At 34.2% G+C, this 18,418-nt stretch carries 21 protein-coding genes; 1 reads left to right on the forward strand and 20 read right to left on the reverse strand.

What is annotated here, in order from left to right:
- The first annotated feature begins 200 nt into the window (after positions 1-200).
- On the forward strand, positions 201-1,757 hold the full coding sequence (guaA, locus tag CC204_RS10475; protein WP_088270077.1) for a glutamine-hydrolyzing GMP synthase: 1,557 nt from the start codon (positions 201-203) through the stop codon (positions 1,755-1,757).
- 71 nt (positions 1,758-1,828) lie between these two features.
- Here the strand turns inward: guaA and CC204_RS10480 are convergent, their stop codons facing one another.
- The 20 genes from CC204_RS10480 to CC204_RS10575 form a co-directional block, all read right to left on the reverse strand.
- Positions 1,829-3,001 (reverse strand): site-specific integrase, encoded by a 1,173-nt coding sequence (locus tag CC204_RS10480; protein ID WP_088270078.1) that lies wholly within the window; start codon positions 2,999-3,001, stop codon positions 1,829-1,831.
- Positions 2,994-3,206, reverse strand: coding sequence for a DUF3173 domain-containing protein (locus CC204_RS10485; protein ID WP_088270079.1), 213 nt, complete (start codon positions 3,204-3,206; stop codon positions 2,994-2,996). The genes CC204_RS10480 and CC204_RS10485 overlap by 8 nt, the downstream gene beginning before the upstream one ends.
- Before the next feature lie 123 nt (positions 3,207-3,329).
- Entirely contained in the window at positions 3,330-3,878 is a 549-nt protein-coding gene (locus CC204_RS10490; RefSeq protein ID WP_088270080.1) for a hypothetical protein, read from the reverse strand.
- A gap of 11 nt (positions 3,879-3,889) precedes the next feature.
- Entirely contained in the window at positions 3,890-4,984 is a 1,095-nt protein-coding gene (locus tag CC204_RS10495) for a lysozyme family protein (protein ID WP_088270081.1), read from the reverse strand.
- Positions 4,977-6,866, reverse strand: coding sequence for a CD3337/EF1877 family mobilome membrane protein (locus tag CC204_RS10500; RefSeq protein WP_088270082.1), 1,890 nt, complete (start codon positions 6,864-6,866; stop codon positions 4,977-4,979). The genes CC204_RS10495 and CC204_RS10500 overlap by 8 nt, the downstream gene beginning before the upstream one ends.
- 20 nt (positions 6,867-6,886) lie before the next feature.
- Positions 6,887-9,394: an ATP-binding protein gene (locus CC204_RS10505; RefSeq protein ID WP_227011128.1), complete on the reverse strand. Its 2,508-nt coding sequence runs from the start codon at positions 9,392-9,394 to the stop codon at positions 6,887-6,889.
- 48 nt (positions 9,395-9,442) lie between these two features.
- On the reverse strand, positions 9,443-10,039 hold the full coding sequence (locus CC204_RS10510) for a TcpE family conjugal transfer membrane protein (RefSeq protein WP_088270083.1): 597 nt from the start codon (positions 10,037-10,039) through the stop codon (positions 9,443-9,445).
- Positions 10,040-10,116: 77 nt separating this feature from the next.
- Positions 10,117-10,458, reverse strand: a complete 342-nt coding sequence (locus tag CC204_RS10515; RefSeq protein WP_088270084.1) for a TcpD family membrane protein — start codon at positions 10,456-10,458, stop codon at positions 10,117-10,119.
- Positions 10,451-11,458, reverse strand: coding sequence for a conjugal transfer protein (locus tag CC204_RS10520; RefSeq protein ID WP_088270085.1), 1,008 nt, complete (start codon positions 11,456-11,458; stop codon positions 10,451-10,453). Before CC204_RS10520 ends, CC204_RS10515 begins: the two co-directional genes overlap by 8 nt.
- Complete coding sequence (locus CC204_RS10525) at positions 11,455-11,652, reverse strand: hypothetical protein (protein WP_088270086.1); 198 nt, start codon at positions 11,650-11,652, stop codon at positions 11,455-11,457. The genes CC204_RS10520 and CC204_RS10525 overlap by 4 nt, the downstream gene beginning before the upstream one ends.
- Before the next feature lie 70 nt (positions 11,653-11,722).
- On the reverse strand, positions 11,723-12,172 hold the full coding sequence (locus CC204_RS10530) for a hypothetical protein (RefSeq protein ID WP_088270087.1): 450 nt from the start codon (positions 12,170-12,172) through the stop codon (positions 11,723-11,725).
- Positions 12,162-12,728, reverse strand: a complete 567-nt coding sequence (locus tag CC204_RS10535; protein ID WP_088271695.1) for a hypothetical protein — start codon at positions 12,726-12,728, stop codon at positions 12,162-12,164. The genes CC204_RS10530 and CC204_RS10535 overlap by 11 nt, the downstream gene beginning before the upstream one ends.
- A 67-nt stretch (positions 12,729-12,795) precedes the next feature.
- Positions 12,796-13,410 (reverse strand): Phi-29-like late activator, encoded by a 615-nt coding sequence (locus tag CC204_RS10540; protein WP_088270088.1) that lies wholly within the window; start codon positions 13,408-13,410, stop codon positions 12,796-12,798.
- A gap of 20 nt (positions 13,411-13,430) precedes the next feature.
- Positions 13,431-14,714, reverse strand: coding sequence for an XRE family transcriptional regulator (locus CC204_RS10545; RefSeq protein WP_088270089.1), 1,284 nt, complete (start codon positions 14,712-14,714; stop codon positions 13,431-13,433).
- Positions 14,715-15,011: 297 nt separating this feature from the next.
- Positions 15,012-15,443 (reverse strand): hypothetical protein, encoded by a 432-nt coding sequence (locus tag CC204_RS10550; protein ID WP_088270090.1) that lies wholly within the window; start codon positions 15,441-15,443, stop codon positions 15,012-15,014.
- 91 nt (positions 15,444-15,534) lie between these two features.
- Positions 15,535-15,735, reverse strand: a complete 201-nt coding sequence (locus CC204_RS10555) for a DUF3850 domain-containing protein (RefSeq protein WP_335673680.1) — start codon at positions 15,733-15,735, stop codon at positions 15,535-15,537.
- A gap of 56 nt (positions 15,736-15,791) precedes the next feature.
- A complete protein-coding gene (locus CC204_RS10560) occupies positions 15,792-16,307 on the reverse strand; it encodes an ATP-binding protein (protein WP_088270092.1) in 516 nt (171 codons plus the stop codon).
- 5 nt (positions 16,308-16,312) lie between these two features.
- Positions 16,313-16,690, reverse strand: coding sequence for an ASCH domain-containing protein (locus tag CC204_RS10565; protein WP_088270093.1), 378 nt, complete (start codon positions 16,688-16,690; stop codon positions 16,313-16,315).
- Positions 16,668-17,726 (reverse strand): hypothetical protein, encoded by a 1,059-nt coding sequence (locus tag CC204_RS10570; protein WP_088270094.1) that lies wholly within the window; start codon positions 17,724-17,726, stop codon positions 16,668-16,670. The genes CC204_RS10565 and CC204_RS10570 overlap by 23 nt, the downstream gene beginning before the upstream one ends.
- 197 nt (positions 17,727-17,923) lie before the next feature.
- A complete protein-coding gene (locus tag CC204_RS10575) occupies positions 17,924-18,415 on the reverse strand; it encodes a hypothetical protein (protein WP_088270095.1) in 492 nt (163 codons plus the stop codon).
- Between the last annotated feature and the right edge of the window lie 3 nt (positions 18,416-18,418).

The raw sequence follows: 18,418 nt of genomic DNA on the forward strand, positions 1-18,418 counted from the left end.
TCAGAATTTTCTTAACGGAAAATTCTCCATAAACGGTGTAAAAAGAGCAGGTTTCTTGCTTTGAAACACAAAGAGCCTAGCGATTTGATGTTGAAAAGTACAAGACGCAGCATTCGCGTGTTGTTCCTTCTTGGATCGAACCTAAACGCTTTTTTTACAACCTCTTTTTAGATAAATCTAAATGGATAGGGGTAATAAATGTGACCAATGTTGCCGATTTGACAACTGTCGAAAAAATTATTGTTTTAGACTTTGGTAGTCAGTATAACCAATTGATTACTCGACGTATTCGTGAGTTTGGCGTGTTCTCAGAACTTTTGAGCCACCGAATCACAGCGGATGAAATTCGCGAAATAGCTCCTAAAGGGATTATTTTCTCTGGTGGACCCAATAGTGTGTATGACGAAAATGCCTTCCAGATCGATCCTGAAATTTATGAGCTAGGAATTCCAATTTTGGGGATTTGCTACGGTATGCAGCTGATGATGCATAACCTAGGCGGAAAAGTTGAACCTGCTGGCAACCGTGAATATGGTAAATCAGAGCTATCTCTTTTAATTCCTGATTCACCGATCTTCAAAGGAACGCCTGAAAAACAAATCGCTTGGATGAGTCATGGCGACTTAGTTGCCGCTATTCCTGATAGCTTCGAAACAGTTGCAACTAGTTCAGATTGTCCGTTTGCAGCAGTTCAAAATACAGACCGCAACCTTTACGGTGTGCAATTCCATCCAGAAGTTCGTCACTCTGAATATGGGAATGACTTATTACGTCATTTTACTTTTGATATTTGTCATTGCGAAGGCGACTGGACAATGGGCAACTTTATAGAAATGGAAATCAACAAAATCCGCGAACAAGTTGGCGATAAAAAAGTCCTTCTTGGCCTTTCAGGCGGCGTGGATTCAAGCGTTGTTGGTGTACTTTTACAAAAAGCTATTGGCGATCAATTGACTTGTATCTTTGTAGATCATGGTTTATTGCGCAAAGGCGAAGCAGAACAAGTGATGGATAGTTTAGCTGGAAAATTCGGCTTGAACATCATTAAAGTAGATGCGAAAAAACGTTTCTTAGATAAATTAACTGGCGTTTCTGACCCAGAAGAAAAACGCAAAATCATTGGGAATGAATTTGTATATGTTTTCGATGATGAAGCAACAAAACTTGACGGTATCGACTTCCTAGCCCAAGGTACCCTTTATACTGATATCGTAGAAAGCGGAACTGAAACAGCACAAACGATCAAATCTCACCATAACGTGGGCGGATTGCCAGAAGATATGCAATTTGAATTGATCGAACCGTTGAATACGTTATTTAAAGATGAAGTTCGTGCCTTAGGAATCGAATTAGGCATGCCTGAAGCGCTAGTTTGGCGCCAACCATTCCCTGGTCCTGGTTTAGGGATTCGTGTACTTGGTGAAATTACGGAAGAAAAATTAGAAATCGTGCGTGATTCTGATGCGATTTTACGCGAAGAGATCGCCAATGCTGGTTTAGATCGTGATATTTGGCAGTACTTTACTGTATTACCTGGCATCCGTAGTGTGGGTGTGATGGGTGATGGTCGTACGTATGATTATACTGTGGGTATTCGTGCAGTGACTTCGATCGATGGGATGACAGCTGATTTTGCTAGAATTCCTTGGGATGTGTTGCAGAAGATTTCTGTGCGGATCGTGAATGAAGTGGATCATGTGAATCGGATTGTTTATGATATTACGAGTAAGCCACCTGCTACTGTTGAGTGGGAATGACAGAGAAAACCTCAAAAGCGTTGATATAATGACGTTTTTAGAGGTTTTCCTTTTTCATTATCACAGTTTTATCACACTTTCTTTTTTACTTCTTTAGTAAACTGGTTTGTCACTTCTGGAGCTATATTCTGATTTGTAAATTCTACATTAACCATTCCTTTCAAATCATCAGCAATTTCATTAGAACTATTCGGGTATAAATGTCCGTAAGTTCCTAAAGTAGTTTGAACATCTTCATGTCCTAAACGTTCTTTTATCAATAAAGCGTTCTTTCCCATACTAATTAAAAGTGAAGCATGTGAATGTCTAAGAGCATGTATTCTCACATCATGTACTTCTGCTAATTTTGCATGTCTCTTTATAATATATCGAACTGTATGCTTTTGTGTTGGAACAGAATTATAAGACAAAACAAACTTTATCCCTCCCATTTCATCTTGCCTATTTTTCCAATCTCTTAAGAAATGAACAGTATCGTCATCTAAATAAATTGTGCGTATACTTGCACGTGTCTTAGGCTCTACAAACTCATATGTATCAGCATTTTTATAGTATAAAGATTTTTTTACTTGCAAAAATTTTTCATCTAAATTCACATTATCCCAAGTTAAAGCAGTAGCTTCTCCAATTCTCATTCCTGTCATAAACAATAACCATATACAAATAAATGAAAAATGCTGATAATAATCTTCAATATAGAATGTTTTTACTACTTTCTCAAACTCTTCTTTTGTCCAAAAATCAATTTCTTTTTTACTTTTTTTAACATTCCCTACCACTTTAGCAGGATTCGAGGGGATCATTCCTAATACAACTGCACGATCTAAAGACATTTGAAATAAACCAAATATATTACGTATATAAGAGTTCTCATAGTTTTCAGAAAGTTCATTTTGCCATTTTTGAATATGTATTGGTTTAATTCCTGTCAATTTCATTTTAAAGAAAAAACTGAAGTGCATTTTTATTGCATTAAGACGATTAGTATATGTTCTTTCTTTTACTCGTCCTTTATAATAAGGTAAAAATATTGTATTCAAAAATTCTTCAAATAGCATTGTACTATTTTGAGAATATGCACTTTTACCAAAATTACTTATTATTTCTGCATACGCTTCTCTTGCTTCTTTCACAGTATTAAAACCTGACCTCATTTTTTGAATCCTTTTACCTGTTACAGAATCAAAACCTAAACTAGCAGTAAAATAATATTTTCCTCTCTTATCCTTCTTAAAATTAACCATGTGGCACTTCCTTTGCAATAGACTTTAAATTGTAACCTAATATTTCTTCTACCGCTTCAACTGGTACTAATCCTAAACGTTTATTTAGATAATATACATAGCCTTTTGAAACCATCACTGCTTTAGCTTGACGAATAATGTCCTCAGCTTGATATTTTCCATAACCTAATTCGATCAACACATTTTTTTCAACTACTAATTTCATATTTTTCCTCTCCTAACATCTAAAAATAGCCTTTCCCTACAGAGAAAGGCTATCCTGTTACTATTCCTGTTTCAGTGTATTGTTTAATATTTTATCTTTAGCTACTTTAATATCAACTGTTTTTCATTTCATTTGACTTCCTAAAAATTCCACATGGTCGATCAACCAATTTCCACTAATTTTTTTTAAATTAATTCGATAAGTTGAGGTTGTCGTTGTTTGAATTTGATTCATAATAGTTGTAACTTCTACACTATTTAAAGAGACCAGTTCATTTTCTTGTCCATTGGCATAATAGGATTCATGACTTACTAAGTAAGATTTTGCTGGAAAATCTTTATCATAGACACCCAACTTTAATTCTTCACTACAAGCCTTTGTTAACATTGGCACACTAAATGCTTCACGAGTTTCTAAATCCTTATACGTGAAGTAAGCTTCTAAAAACTGTTCATTGAATACTTGACCATCATGTTTTTGTTTTTCTTCCTGAACTTCTGGTAGTTCTTCAATAATCGTTTCTTTTTCCTTCACTTTCTTTTCTAATTGACTGATTGTTTGCTCCTGTTTTACCACTTGCTTTTTTAAGTCTTGCGCTGTTGATCGTTGATAAAACAAAACACCACAAACAAGCACTAGCCCCATACCGATAATCATATTTTTTACATTCACCTTTTTTCCTCCTAATCTGCAAAGCGCCATACAACTGCACGCCAACCACTAGGCGCACTATTCGTGATTCCCTTTCGTTGTCCGACTAAACCAGAGCCACCGGGATTATTACTTTCTATTATATTAATAGTGCCGTCTTTATTGACTGATTCAACCAACATAGTATGAACACCTGTATCAAATAAATCTGGATTCCCTAAATTTTCATATTGGATAACATCACCTGATTTTGCTTGATTCCAAGCCACTTCTTTTGCCCCCGATTGAAGATAACCAGTTCTGACACCGCCCGGAATAAACGTTCCAGCCTTTGCACCATTGATCCATCCTTGAACAGCTACAATACATTCACCACGTCCACCCCAGCCAGTAGGAAATGACTGTCCAACATCTTTTAAAGCTAATTCAACCGCTTTTTTCTTCCAGCCAGTCGCACTATTTGTTCCACTACCACTGCCGTTACTATTTAACGTTAAATATTGTTGAACCAATAAAACATAAAAGAAATTTCCACCATTTAAATACAAATAACCTCCATTATAAGGGATTGCCACAGGGTTAGGGTACGAATACCTCGTGCCTGTTGAATTTCCCAACGAAGGCGCAACAATGGTCAAACTATATTTATCCGCTAATTCTGTACTATGCTTATGTCCATTATTAGAAACATAATTATTGTAATTGCGCCCAAAGTTATAAGAAGCAACCGCCGTCCACTTATCATTGCCTAATGCTTTGGCATCCTCAATACACCCTTTATAATGCTTCACTCCTTGTGCAATGCTAGGTTCTACATCTAATGTATTGACTGGTAACCCCATACTTTCGCTACTTTGCATCACATCACGCCCACGACCGCCAGTTTCAACCATCATAATTGCGAGTAATACATCCACTTCATTTGGAATCCCTTCTAGTTTTGCATACTTTTCAACCATTGGACGGTGAAGTAACACCTCTGGTGACAAATTAATAGAGCCTGTCGATTCATCACTAGCCTGATATTCTTTTTCACTCCCACCACCCAACAATGAAAGTTGCGGTAAGCTAAAAAAACTTACCACTACAAACAAGCCAATCACTTTTCTTTTTATCTTGTTACGCATACAGTTGTTCACCCTCATCTATCGAATCCCCACGTAAACCAGACAATTCACGATCTAAGCTTTCAAAATATGCTTCGTCTACAATCCGTAAATCTGGTATTGATTGATTGTAAGACACATGATCCTTATACTCATTCATTGCTGGTGGTTCTTCTTGATAAGAAGAAATTGGATCAAACGATTCATTTTCTTGTTCATAAGAATACACGCCAGATTGCGCCATTCGTTTTTGAAGTTCTTCTTCATCTTCATTATCTAGTACAATACTTGCGTAAGGATTATGTTGATTTGCTCTAAGACGGCTTCTTACATCCTCATCATCTTCGGGCATTAAATGTGACGGTATAGACGAATAAGGCGTTCCACTTTGAGGAATCACAACACTATCCATATCATTAGAAAGTTCCGATAGGTTCGTTGTTGCTTGATCTGATCCATCCATTGAGATACTATCCCAAGTTGACGTTTCCGATTGAGACATGTGGTTCATTCCTGATAATTCATTCGGTGATTGTTCATGATAAATACGATCTGTTGACAAATTATCTACTGTACTATTTAAAATCGCATCATCTCTTGCCCCAACATGCTCATAATCACTATAATTTCTCGGAATAGTTCCTGATGGTTCCAATTCATCCGGTATTTCATCAATACCAGTTCGTTGAGTCCGCTTGCTTTTTCGTCCATTTTTAAAGAAATCCGCTTCATTAGAAAAGTCTTTCGTAGAACCTAGCTCACTAACACTAACCTTATTTCCTTTCGCTAAATTCATAATGGTATTCCGTTTTCGCCAAATAATAAGTAATGCCCCAGCTTTTAGTACAAAACTGAGTAAAAACGAATCTAAATTTGCGCCACCAAAGAAACGATCCACTAAATCAAACAATAGAAAGACTAAACCAAAGCCTAAGCCTAACAATCCTTTGAAAAAGAAAATCCCAACTAACAAGGCACCGCCATTTTTTGCGACATCTTCTTTGTCTGGAAATAAGGAAATACCCAACAGAATTGGAAACACTAAGATCAATAACAATGCCAGCAACTGCAATAACGGATTCAAAATGGAAATCACTAAGACCACCGCACCTAAGACAATGACATTCACAAGGGTTGTTAAGCCAATAAAGAATTTTTCATGAAAGCTATCTGAACTCATATAATAATTATTTTCGCTCGATTCTTTGATCGCTTTCTCTATTTTTTCATTTTTAGCTTTCTTATCTTCTCCTTTGACAACTAAAAACTCTTTATACTTATCAGCTTTAATATCTGTTTTACCAAAATTAATCAACGCCCACGGTTTTAACACGGTCATTGTATAAAAACTATTTCGTATCGAATCTGTACTTGTTTGTTTGCCTTCACCGCCAAGCTCCTTATACAACGAATTGTTCAATTCTGAAATATCAGGTGAAACCACTGCTGTTAAATCGGCTTGTAGTTGACCACTAATAGCGTTAAAATCTTTAATCGTTTGACCACCATTAGAGAAAAAGCCGTTCCCAAACCCTAAGATAACAAAAAAGATAAATAGACGGACAAACGCACGTCCGCCACTTTTAAAGTAGTAATCTTTCACCACATACATAATGACCATTGCAAAGAAAAACAGCCCAAACATATTGAAAAATTGATTCCAAATGCTTTGCGCTGTTGTTAAAATACTATCCACACTTTCACTTAGTAGATTGAGCGTATATAATTTTTCAATCGCTGTATCGACCATGTTTGCGAGCATTTTTGCTAAAGAAAAAGGAATAGTTAACACAGAATGTAACATGCCCATTCCTTTTTCATCTAAGCCAAACCCCCAAAACGAGCCTTCAAAAGAAAATAGACTTTGTATGGATTTATCATCAAAAAATTCACGTAATATCAACAAATATCCTCCTTTCTTTTTTAAGCAGCGAACATTTCTTCTGATCGACCTGTTGTTGTTTCTTCAACTGTTTTGAACATTTCAATTAATTCTTCAAACGGACAATACACTAGAATACGATTCACACGACCGTACAAATCTTTATACAGACAATGTCTTGCTGGCATAGTGGCTAACCAGTCTAAGTTATCCTCATTCACTTCTAAGCCCATATGTTCTAAAATCAGCTCTCGTTCATCTGTTTTATCAAACGCAAAAATACGACCGAAGTTTCCGCTCTCATCATCCGTATTGACATCACGAATCGATTGTGTAATTAAAATTAATTGATTATTTTGTGATCGACCGACTTTTCGCATATCGGCTACAACATCTGATCCCCCGCGAGCAACCGTGAATATCCACGCTTCATCAAAGGCAACATACGTGTGTTCCGCATAGTCACGCTTTCCGAATTGTTCACAGAACTTCCCTAAAGGCAACATCAATGCAATATTTTTCTTTTGTACTGCTGAATAACTTCTGGGATCATCCGTTGCTTTCGGCAATTTTAATCCAGCAATTTCTAAAATCGTTACCTTATTTGTTAAATTCAACCCTTCTGTATCACCATAAGAAAATGCTAACTGTAATGTACTGCCTTCTACAATTTCAAATAAAGCATTACCACTTTTCTTCACTTCTTCATTATTCGATTGCTTCATTCGTGTAATGACATGCATTAGACCTACTTTTTCACCCGCTTCACGCTCTGCAATCACTTTTTTCACATTCCGCAACATTTCCACACGTGCATCCTCTTTATCTGAAAAGTCATAGATTTGTTCAAAAATAGATTCTGCTGTATCTTTTGCATCTGCACCAGTTAAGAAACAAATAGGATCAAGTACGCCCCAATTTTCTTTTTTATCTGGATCAAGCGTGACAAAGTGGTACTCTTTCAAATAGGAAATAAACAATGGATATTTTTTCTGATACTTTTTATTATTTATCACTCGCATGATCCATTTTTTGTACTCGGACTTAGGATCAACATATAATCCCCGACCTTTCATGTAACTACTCAATACAAATAAGAATTTCGCAAGAAATGATTTACCGCCCCCTGTCGGTCCAGTAATCGCAATATGCGGACTATCAGACACTTTCCCTAATACTTGTTCACTAGCTAAAAACGGATTGTACAACACACGTTTTCGGCATGCCTTCGCTATTTCCTCTACTCGTTTGCCATTCACGTTTGACAGATTGCTTACACACCCAATTGGAAAACCGATATTATCCCCTACTCGATTATCTAAGCCGATCATCATTTCTGACAACCCTTCAACGGTTGTATAGTGTAGCCAATCTTTCGTATTAAACAACGGTTCGGCTGGTAAATATTTATGAAATAGCTTCATTTGATCGGCTGTTCCATTGACGACTTCCACTTTGGCAGAATCAATTAAATTAATAACGGCTGACGATCGCTTTTGACATTCACTAGGTGTGTCACCAAAAACCGCAAAACAGGCAATCCATTTTAAAATAGGTGTTTTATTGTCTATTTTTTCTTCTAAATCACGCAACATAAAGCGATTTAACTTGCCTTTTTTACTTTCCTGATCGCCCCCCTCATAAGATTCACGAGCCACATTTTTTAATTTTCGATTGGAACGTTCTTTCTTATTTTCAATACCGCCACCGCCTTTTAACGGTTCAAAATGCCCCTTTAAATGAAATTCAACTGGAAATGGTAATTCTTGTGATAACTGAACCACATGATTTTTTCTTAAATTTGGTTTGAATTTTGCGATAGGTAAGAACGAAACATACTTTAAGCCTGCTTTTGAACGCATTTCAATAATTCCAGCGTGTTCATTTGGATCAAGGACAGTATCAGTAATGCTATAGTTACTTGATAGTTCACTCGTTACACTCATAGATTCTTTCGTCCCTCGTATGTAATGGTAATTGTAAAAATGAGCCATTTCATCACCTGACACACGAGAAGCATTGACCATACCCATATGTTGAAATAAGACTTCCTCGGTTACTGCATACCGCTCTAAAAACTCTTTATCAATCGCTAGTTGATAGCCACTGCTAGACAAAACTTTAGCGATTGCCCCTTCACAGACTTCTTGTACCTTGCCTTTTAATGTACGAGCTGAACCCACACCATTAATTCGCACACCAATATAATAATTTTCGGTTGTTAATTGCTTCAGTTCTTTTTCGATCATCGCAATGGAGCGTTCTTCCATGTTTTTTGCTAAATCAAAGAATTGTGGATCATATTCTCTTGAAAATTCTTCAAACCGCTTCTCTATATTCATAGAAAATGGATTAATTTGAATATCAATGTCTTTATACTTTGATAGACCAGCAAAAAATTGTTCTTGCTTTCGTTTGTAGTCCTCTTGCTTATTGACATTTCTTGAACTCATATCCGTTAATGGTACTTTATAATACGCCCACACATCATTTGTTTTTGTTATCAGCAAATTTTTATAAATTTTACCTAATGAACTTTGTAATTTCAAAATATCCCTCCCTTAAAAAATAAAAAAGTAGCTCAATAATTACTTGAGTTACTTTTTCTGATTCATTCGTGTTAAATTGATCCAAACACTCGATTCACTTTGCGTTTCTTTTATTCGCTGATAATAACGATCAGTAAAATCTAATTTATCAGCTACTTTTCTAAAACGATCTACTTTTTGTAATTCATCATGAATACGAATCATTGGAAAATACTGCATAGGTGGCAATTCTTCTTCAATCATAAAATCACTCACTTTTTCTTGTTCGTACACACATTTTTCATGATTGATTTTTACTTTTTCATCCTGATAGAATGACCACTTCGGCAACTGCCATTCCCACAAATACACCGCATAATCATAAACAAATTTAAACGGTGTCTTTCCTTCTGGTTCATATCGATTAAGAATCGTCATTAGCCCATAACTACAAACACCTGTAAAAAGAATCGTAAAACGGTTCAATCCAAACGCTACTTTCCAAAAAAACAACCCCAATACTGCACAAGAAGCGATCACAACGACAATATCTTGTGAAGCATACGCACGACTTAATTTAAACTTTTTTGTTAATTCTCGTACCATCGTTGGTGCATTAAAAGGTTCACGATAATCAAATATATATTTCTCTTGTTTTCCTTTCATCCTATTCTCCTTTACAAATGATTGCGTACGCTGGAGCGACCGATATATATTTCCGTATCTCTCCAGACGTATTCATGCTACCCACCAAAAATAGAACTAAACAGGTCATTCCCTTTGTTCAATACAGTTTCTGGAGAACTAGCAAACCAAAATAGGAACATTGCAACCACAACTGTAATCACCATTTTTGCTGGTGATCCTTGTTGCCATTCTTTAACCGCTTGAACAACTGCCAATACACCAATAATACTACCTACCCAACTTAGCACCTGATTTGTAAATGAAGATAGATTAATCGCTCCCTCTGCAAATACAGGATTATAGCTAAATAAAAATAACAACATCACATATGATCCTACAATAATTCGTTGTTGCCATACTCTTTTTTTCATCTGTTTCTTTACTGATAAATCAGTCATTCACAATCCCTCCAATATAATGTGTCATTTTCTCAACAAAAAATGTCTTTTCTTTTTTACTGATTAATAAGCTCATTTGTTCTTTGTGTACTTCTTTTGATTCTTGATCTCTTAAATAAACGGTCACATACACAACATAATTTTTATCTTTCGCTTTAACATCCGTTTTAAAGTCTGATACTTCATATCCTTTCAATGCTTCTGGCTTTGCCATAAGATATCTCATATCTTTTATGTTGCCTTCACAATACTTATCTAAAAATTCACCAACAAATTTTTCTACTTTTTCACTATCAGCTAATTTTACGGTATCAAGATTTTTTTCTTGTTCCAATGGATCAACTTTACCCTTTGTTAGTTCGATTTCATCCGTATAGTAAGGGAAACCAACTACTTTAAATCGCCCCTCATATTCTTTAAATGGAATATTCACCAACATTGATTTTTCAGTGGTCACATTTTCTAAATATTTTTCTTTCACTTTCTTTTTGTCTTTAGTAACTTCACGCTCTTTTTCAACTGGATTCGTCACTTCAACGGTTGTACGATAGACCGCTACTAAGAAATCTTGTTCTTTTTTCAAATCATACAATTCTTTTTTCACTAGCTTTTGCGTAGTATTGGTTCGTACCGTATCGCTCAAATCAACTGACATCATGCTTGATAATGTTTTTTGTCGTTCCTTAAAGGCTTTTTCTTCTTTTGGTACTGTTAAATACTCATTAACAAAAGGATCAAGCCAACGCTGATATAACGGAGAACCAGACACGCTCTGCCCTTCTAGTTGTCCTTTTGCTTTATCAATCATAGCAACCGTCTCTTTTCTGATTACCTTTGCTTTATTAAGAGCTTGTTGCGACTTTAGATAGCTAAATGGTACTAATAACACTAAAAAGAATAATACTGACCATACCAACACTCGTGCAGTGCGAGGTTTCATTTCTTTTTTTGTTTGCATTGGTTTATGTTTTTCTAATTTTATTCGCTTAAAAAATGTCACTTAGTCACTCCCTTTCCTGTTTCTACCGACAATAATTGACACAATTTCTGATAACTAAACAAATACACTCGGTACACCCCATAAAAAAAAGAACCCAGCAATAACAACACGGCTGAATACTTAAACGAAACAACGAACAATACAATAAATAAGCTTGTCGCAATCACAACGATTTTACGGAATAACTTTGTCATATAAAAACCTCCTTTTTTCAATGTTGACATGGATTTATTTCATTACTTTTCATGATTCATCACCTTCTTTCTACTCAATTTTTTTGAACATAATTGATTGTTTCTCAAAAGTTTTCAAAAAAGTTAACTTTGTTACTCTGTCAGCGTATGTTCGCCTATTGACTTTATAGCCAGAAGGCGAAAAACCTTCTTTGTAAAAATAATAGAAATAGCTTCCATACATCTTTTCGCCAGTTGGTGTTCGTGTATATCGTCCTTCCACAAACACACTCGTTATTGCAGATAGTGCATATTCCGCACTAAATTCCTTTTTCACATTAAAGGGAATATCACTTAATCCAACATTTTCTAAAATGAACTTCTTATGTTCTTCAAAATGAACAATATCTTCATCATCAATCGGTGTTTCAATGACCGTAAAACGGTAATCTTCTAACATTTCAACGACAGGTTTATGATGATATTTTTTATAAAATTCACTTTTCGGTTTTAGAATTGGTGTTATTCTGTTACCGTTCATACTTATTTTTCCCTTTCACATAGTCTTTATAGTAATAAGAGAAGCTGTCCATAAAATCAGTCGCTAGTTTTTCTAATCCTCGATTGACCGCTGTTATTGATCGACTAATAATTAGTTCTTCATAGCCTTCTGGATAATCATCATGTTTCCTGAAATAATCTCTAGCAAGCCTTTTCTCTCTTTCCAAAATGAAAGAGTATCCCCCTTCTACAAAAACTTCCCGTTTCATTTCTTTCATTCTTTTTACTTGATCCACATGAGACAAAATAAAATGTTCCTCATCAATGACTTGCGCCGAACGTTTGAATAAATGTGATCGTTTCAAAAAATTTACTTTTACTTGTTCCAACAAAGTATCTTCATCTGGCGCACGCCCATGTTGTTTTACAAAAGTATCAAAGAACAGCTCACTAGATTTCTTTTCTAGTTCCAACAACGATTCTTCACGAGCAGATAGCTTATTGGCATCACCTACTAATAAAATTCGCTTAAACGATTGGATATATTGTTTCACAAAAGTATCTCTGTCTAATTCTTCTGTTAAAAAACGAACCATCAAAATAACCTCTCTTTCTAAAAGAAAAAAGCAGCCATTCAATCATGACTACTTCCTTCTGTATTTTTTAATCTTTTGTTTCAACTAATTCATTATTGACAATTTCCCATTCAAACCATTCAGAAAAGTCTCGTTTAAATCCGTTTTGACTATACTTCTCTTGTAACAAGTATTCTTCTTCATTATTTGCATCCAAATAAGTTGGCTTATCCTTTGGACGAGCATATACACCGATCCACGTTGCATAATCACCTTCAAAATAACTATCAGGTACAAAATCTTTCGCTAATAATAATTTTCTTGCTTTTGCTTCCAGTTCCCCTTTATTTTTCGGCTGATAATGTTTATATTCTTTGTAAACAGCCCGAAAATCTGAAACTGAAATAGTAAAAAGTTTTACTGCATAAAAATAATCATCCCAAACACCTCTATTTACAGGTTGAATATCTTGTTCGTAAATAGAGAATAAATGACGAAATCGTTTGCTTTCTTTTTCACGTTCTTCAATTTCAGAAAAATTATTTTCAAATGCTTTTTTCAAAAACGGAATGTTTAATTCTCCAGTTTTATCAAGCTCCTCTATCTTTTGGCTTGTTTTTTTCAGTATATTCGTTGTTTCTTTGACAACTTCTGTTTGTTGACGGACTTCTCTTGTAAATTTTGTAGCCAGTTCTTCACTCATAAACGCAACTCCTTTCATTTTTAGAAAGCATATTCTTCTTCTAAATCGAACTCTTGGCTCATGTACTCTCTTAAATCACTATTATTTCCATTGCCTAAAAGTAAATCTTTTGCATCCACGCAGACCATTTCAATCATTTCTTCATGTTTTTCTTTTAGTTCTGCTAGATCGATACGTTCCATCAATTCGTTCGTTCCCATGTAATTATCAATCAGTTTTATCATTTTTAGGGAAGGTGCTAGATAATTGGTTAACCAACGAAGTGTTTTTTCAATACTAGGCTTTTCACCTTTTACAGAAAGTTTTAACCCTTCCAATTTATCAATGACGTTATACCACGATTGACAGAAAACTTTCATTCCATTTTCAATTTCATAAACATTTAATGAGGCATTGATAATTTCCTTCACTAGCCAGTCTAAGCTTTCACCACTGGATAGAAAATATTCAACAAATAGAAACGCTTTTTCATCCGCTAATCGAATTTCATACCGATTTTTAATTTCATGTTTTAATCGAGCATCTTCGACTGACATTTTTTCTTTTCGTGCCAATTCATAGTCTTTTTGATAAAAGTTAAAATACAATGGTGATTGTCGACTACCGAAATAAAGAGACAACCCTTTATTCACCATTTTTCCACCTTCATACGAACAACCACCGTTAAAATCAAAGTTTTTAAACGTTGTATCAACGAGTCCTTGTTCCATTTTTTCTTTCAGGCTGTATAAATCAAAGTTTTCTTCACCTTCTACGATCAATTCGTCTAAGGCAATATCAATACGTGTTATTTTAGTATCAACAACAACTCCTTGACCGAATAAATCATCTTCATATAACGACCAAAAAAATTCTGTCCATGATCGGTCATTGTCTTCTTCAAAAATTTGTTCCAATTGTCGGCAACCTTCGCCTGACAAATCTAACATGATACCCATGTTGCTATCCTCTGGATTTCTAAATATCCGAATCGATCCATAATAAAAGGTTTCGGTATAATGATAAAACCCTCTATTTTCATGAGTAAACCAGTTCATATCCATATGAAGAATTTTTTCAATGACTGTCTGAACATCCAACGTTTTAAAACGGACACGTAAAAAATCGATCTTTGCTTCTACAGAATTTACACCACCATTCAAATGCAATACTTCTTTAATTTTCAATTCAATTTCTTTTGGAATCACACGTTTTCCAGATTCAAACATTGAAATAAAACCCTGCCCCAACTCTAGCCTTTCGGCTAATTCGACTTGTTTTAAGCCAAGTTCTTTTCTATAACGCTTTAAATCAGCACCTCTCACTTATTTCAAACCCTTCCTTACAAAATATAACAAACTACCTAAAAAATATAACAAATCAAAAATCGCTCAATCTCTTGTCACACAAGAAGTTACAGCGTTATTTTTATTCGATAGTTTAATTTCTACCCCCATGTTATAAAACGGGGGTAGAAATCAAAAGGTGGGCAAAGCCCACCTGCACCTAGCCTTACTTGGGATATACGGTACGACTTACATTCAAAGTAATAGAGAGGGCATGTGCCTAACGGCACCGCCCTCTCTATTACTTATGAAGTACGTACCAATCCCTAGCGAATACTAGGTGGCAACTTCCTTATTTTCCACCATTTCTTCTATCGATAAAATCTTACTTTTAAGCTGTTCATTTTCTTCTAGTACCTTTTTTGCCAGCTTAATCAGTTGCTTTGTATCGTTTCTGAACTCCTCGTACTCTTTCTTTCTAACTTCGATTGTTTCCATTTGTTCTTTTTCTTTGTCAGAAAGAAAAGCGTTTAGAATTGCTTTATCTAGAGGAATATTTTGTTCTCTCATGGAAACTACTTTTTTAAACTGTTCAATTTGATCGAAACTAAATACTTTGTACCCATAGGAACGACCAGTCGTATTTTTCGCATATTTCCTTACAAAACGGATATCTGTTACTTTTTCAATTTTATTTGCCCAATTTTTTAATGTTTTTAAACTGATAGCAAAATCGAGCTCTTGAATTACATCATCAAATGTATACATAATCGGACTCTCCCTTAAGTAGTTTTACAAGACTTAATACAAAAAAGACTACTGAATTAAAATATCTATCAGTAGTCTTCATTATTTAAAATTAAACTTTTTCTATTCCAAACACTACATAATTATTTTTTTGTTCATAATTAGTAATGTAAGTAATTTCCGTTTTTATTTGTCTCCCAGTAAGCTTTCTATTAACGCTATCAATCTCTTTCAAAATTACAATGTCGCCAACTTTAAAATCCCTATCGTTATATCTTATTTCAAATTTTTTCAAGTCCTCAAGTACAGCCATGAAGTATTCTCTGTCAATCTTCAATTCGTGAACCATTATAGTCACCTCTATATTACTTAAAACACAAAACGCATCAATTCCTCTAAATTTGATTCATTGTTATAAACAAAGATAGGAATACCATTTTCTTTAGAAAATTTAAAAGCTTGTAATTTTTCAGCTTTCTGAAATTCTCTTATCACTTCAAAATCATATTTTTTTCCATCTCTATCAAACAATCTCTGGCAAATGACAACTGGATTTTCTTCCAAAAAAACTATTTTTTCAAGTTGAGTTCCTTCAAAAGTCAAAAAAGAGACATTTTCAATAATTCCCTCTTTATTGAGCAAGCAAAAGTGACCATCTAGAAAGATTTTTTGGTCTTTATCAGCTATTTTTAGCAATTCTTGTTTTAATAATAATTGATTTTCATCAATATCACTAGTAAATTTTTGATTCTTAATAATACTTTTCCCTGAATTTCTAATTAAATCACTAGCTGAGAAACACTTTATTTCTTTATTCTTTTTCAATCTACTCATTAAGGTAGTTTTCCCAACACCATGAACTCCTGAAAAAAATGTATATACCATTAAAATTACCTCACATAACAAAAAGATTGAGGCGCAACTTTTATTTTTTCATCAAACTCTTGTAGTTCGAGTGGTTCATCGTATGCAATAAATTCTTTAATTTGAATAGCAAAAGCTGTATCTCTACCTTTAAAATATTCATTAAAAAAAGTTCTTGTTATACCCGAATATGCTTTTGTTTCTTTCCATAGCTCAGAAGGCTTATTTTGAATTATACTATCAATTTCAAATTCACCAACTACTTTTCCATATGGCTTAGTAGCGTATACTACAATAGATGAAACATCATCTCTTTTGAAGATATTTTTTCTATACTCAAATTTCTTCCTACCTTCGACTATTTCCTTTACAAATTCTGGTTTAATTGATAATAAAACTTTCATTAACTCCACCTATTTCTATTATTTTTTCAAAATAATCATTATTCATTTCAAAAAACCCAAAATAAGGAATTTCTCTACTTAGTCCAACTTTCTCAAAAAGATCATGCCTAACTATTCTTTTACTTAATGAAACATTATACAACATTTTGATAATAAATGGGTATTTTTTTGTTCTCCAGAATGATCTCAATTCAGATTCAGTGAAAATTGATCCCTTTCCACAATATTTCAAAAACTTATCTTCATTCTCAAACGTGTTAATGTTTATTTGTTCAACTACAGTACAAATAGTGGTCGCACAAGCATTCCACTCTGCGACTTTTCCTCTTTCAGCAGTTCTATATATCACCAATAAGTCGTTGGGCTCCAACTTAGTCACATCAGTTATTCCGGTGAGATAAATTTTTTCAACTGTATTCGTAAAAGACAAATCTTCTACAATATGATCTTTTTCTGTAACTAGTTTAGAATCTGGGAATAGCTTAGTATGAAAACTTGGCCAGATTGATAACAGATACTTTTTACTATTCACTACATCGAATTTAGGATAATACTTATATATATCTTCCTCATGTATAGGACTTTCATTTTTACGAATATAAACTAGTTCATCATCAGATTTTTTCCCCCACAAACGAAATCCAAATTTTTCAAAGAGTTCAATTAGTTTTCCTTGTTTAGGAAAAACTGTAACATATGCTTCTTCAAAATTTTCTTCTATCATTTTTTTCAGCAAAATCCCCAAGAAACGATGACCTAATACCGTACCATGAGCATCTATTTTGAATGTGCTTACCTTTAATCTTCGCTTAAGACCAAATCGTGGAACAATGGTTGGATCGTCTTCTGTTTCATCCTTTAAACTGAGAAACCCCTGCAGTAGACCTTTCTCATTGTACATTACATAAGCTTCTTGATTTTTTTTTGATAAAAACCATCCTTCAAACCCTGGATAATCAGCAATCAAACTAGAAAAAAATGGATCAGACAAGTCTAATTCTCCAAATTTTCTTTTCTGAATGTAATCATTTTTCATCTTAAATTCCTCCTCAAAAAGAACGAACGTTCTTATTATTACAAATTTTTTGATGTAATGCAAACTCTCACAACTGATTATACAGTATAACTTTCATATGTTAAACAGAAAAAAGCATATGGAAATTTATTTCTCTCTTTATATTTACCCCTTAAATTTTTTCAGCCTTTAAATGTTTATAACTATAAATTTTTCTTCTATACCAATTCTTCAATGATCGCTGTAACATCTCCAGCAAGTACAATCTCAAAATCATCACTACGGATAACACCTTCTGCATCTGCTCGTTGTTTTACAGACTTTTCCATCAATTTGTAATTTTCACAACCATAATACCAATTGTCAAAATCAGAATCTTCAATATCTGTTTTTCCACGCACGCCTTTAAATACTTCTTTCTTAACTTCTGTAAGGTATTCTTCAACGGTTTTAGACGGAACTTTTTTCAATAGAGCAAGTACTTCATTTGCGATCTGTTCAACAAAAATATCCTCATATTCTGAATAATCTTCAAAATGATAATCTGTCAATCCGTCCATTTTCACTCTTGCCATCAAATTTGAAAAACCACTTGTTTGACAATACAGAGAACCAAATCTTTCATTTACATCTTTCGCAGTGTATTTTTCTTGAACAATTTTAAAACTATCTTGTTTCAATTTCTTTAATAATTCATTTTGACTATACATCAT

The organism is Enterococcus wangshanyuanii (genome assembly GCF_002197645.1).
Classification (GTDB): Bacteria; Bacillota; Bacilli; order Lactobacillales; family Enterococcaceae; genus Enterococcus_L; species Enterococcus_L wangshanyuanii.

Coding starts and splice junctions, on each gene's coding strand:
- CC204_RS10480 (WP_088270078.1), bottom strand. CDS start 3,001: ATGGTTAATTTTAAGAAGGATAAGAGAGGAAAATATTATTTTACTGCT.
- CC204_RS10485 (WP_088270079.1), bottom strand. CDS start 3,206: ATGAAATTAGTAGTTGAAAAAAATGTGTTGATCGAATTAGGTTATGGA.
- CC204_RS10495 (WP_088270081.1), bottom strand. CDS start 4,984: ATGCGTAACAAGATAAAAAGAAAAGTGATTGGCTTGTTTGTAGTGGTA.
- CC204_RS10510 (WP_088270083.1), bottom strand. CDS start 10,039: ATGAAAGGAAAACAAGAGAAATATATATTTGATTATCGTGAACCTTTT.
- CC204_RS10515 (WP_088270084.1), bottom strand. CDS start 10,458: ATGACTGATTTATCAGTAAAGAAACAGATGAAAAAAAGAGTATGGCAA.
- CC204_RS10525 (WP_088270086.1), bottom strand. CDS start 11,652: ATGACAAAGTTATTCCGTAAAATCGTTGTGATTGCGACAAGCTTATTT.
- CC204_RS10530 (WP_088270087.1), bottom strand. CDS start 12,172: ATGAACGGTAACAGAATAACACCAATTCTAAAACCGAAAAGTGAATTT.
- CC204_RS10535 (WP_088271695.1), bottom strand. CDS start 12,728: ATGGTTCGTTTTTTAACAGAAGAATTAGACAGAGATACTTTTGTGAAA.
- CC204_RS10540 (WP_088270088.1), bottom strand. CDS start 13,410: ATGAGTGAAGAACTGGCTACAAAATTTACAAGAGAAGTCCGTCAACAA.
- CC204_RS10550 (WP_088270090.1), bottom strand. CDS start 15,443: ATGTATACATTTGATGATGTAATTCAAGAGCTCGATTTTGCTATCAGT.
- CC204_RS10555 (WP_335673680.1), bottom strand. CDS start 15,735: ATGGCTGTACTTGAGGACTTGAAAAAATTTGAAATAAGATATAACGAT.
- CC204_RS10560 (WP_088270092.1), bottom strand. CDS start 16,307: ATGGTATATACATTTTTTTCAGGAGTTCATGGTGTTGGGAAAACTACC.
- CC204_RS10565 (WP_088270093.1), bottom strand. CDS start 16,690: ATGAAAGTTTTATTATCAATTAAACCAGAATTTGTAAAGGAAATAGTC.
- CC204_RS10570 (WP_088270094.1), bottom strand. CDS start 17,726: ATGAAAAATGATTACATTCAGAAAAGAAAATTTGGAGAATTAGACTTG.
- CC204_RS10575 (WP_088270095.1), bottom strand. CDS start 18,415: ATGTATAGTCAAAATGAATTATTAAAGAAATTGAAACAAGATAGTTTT.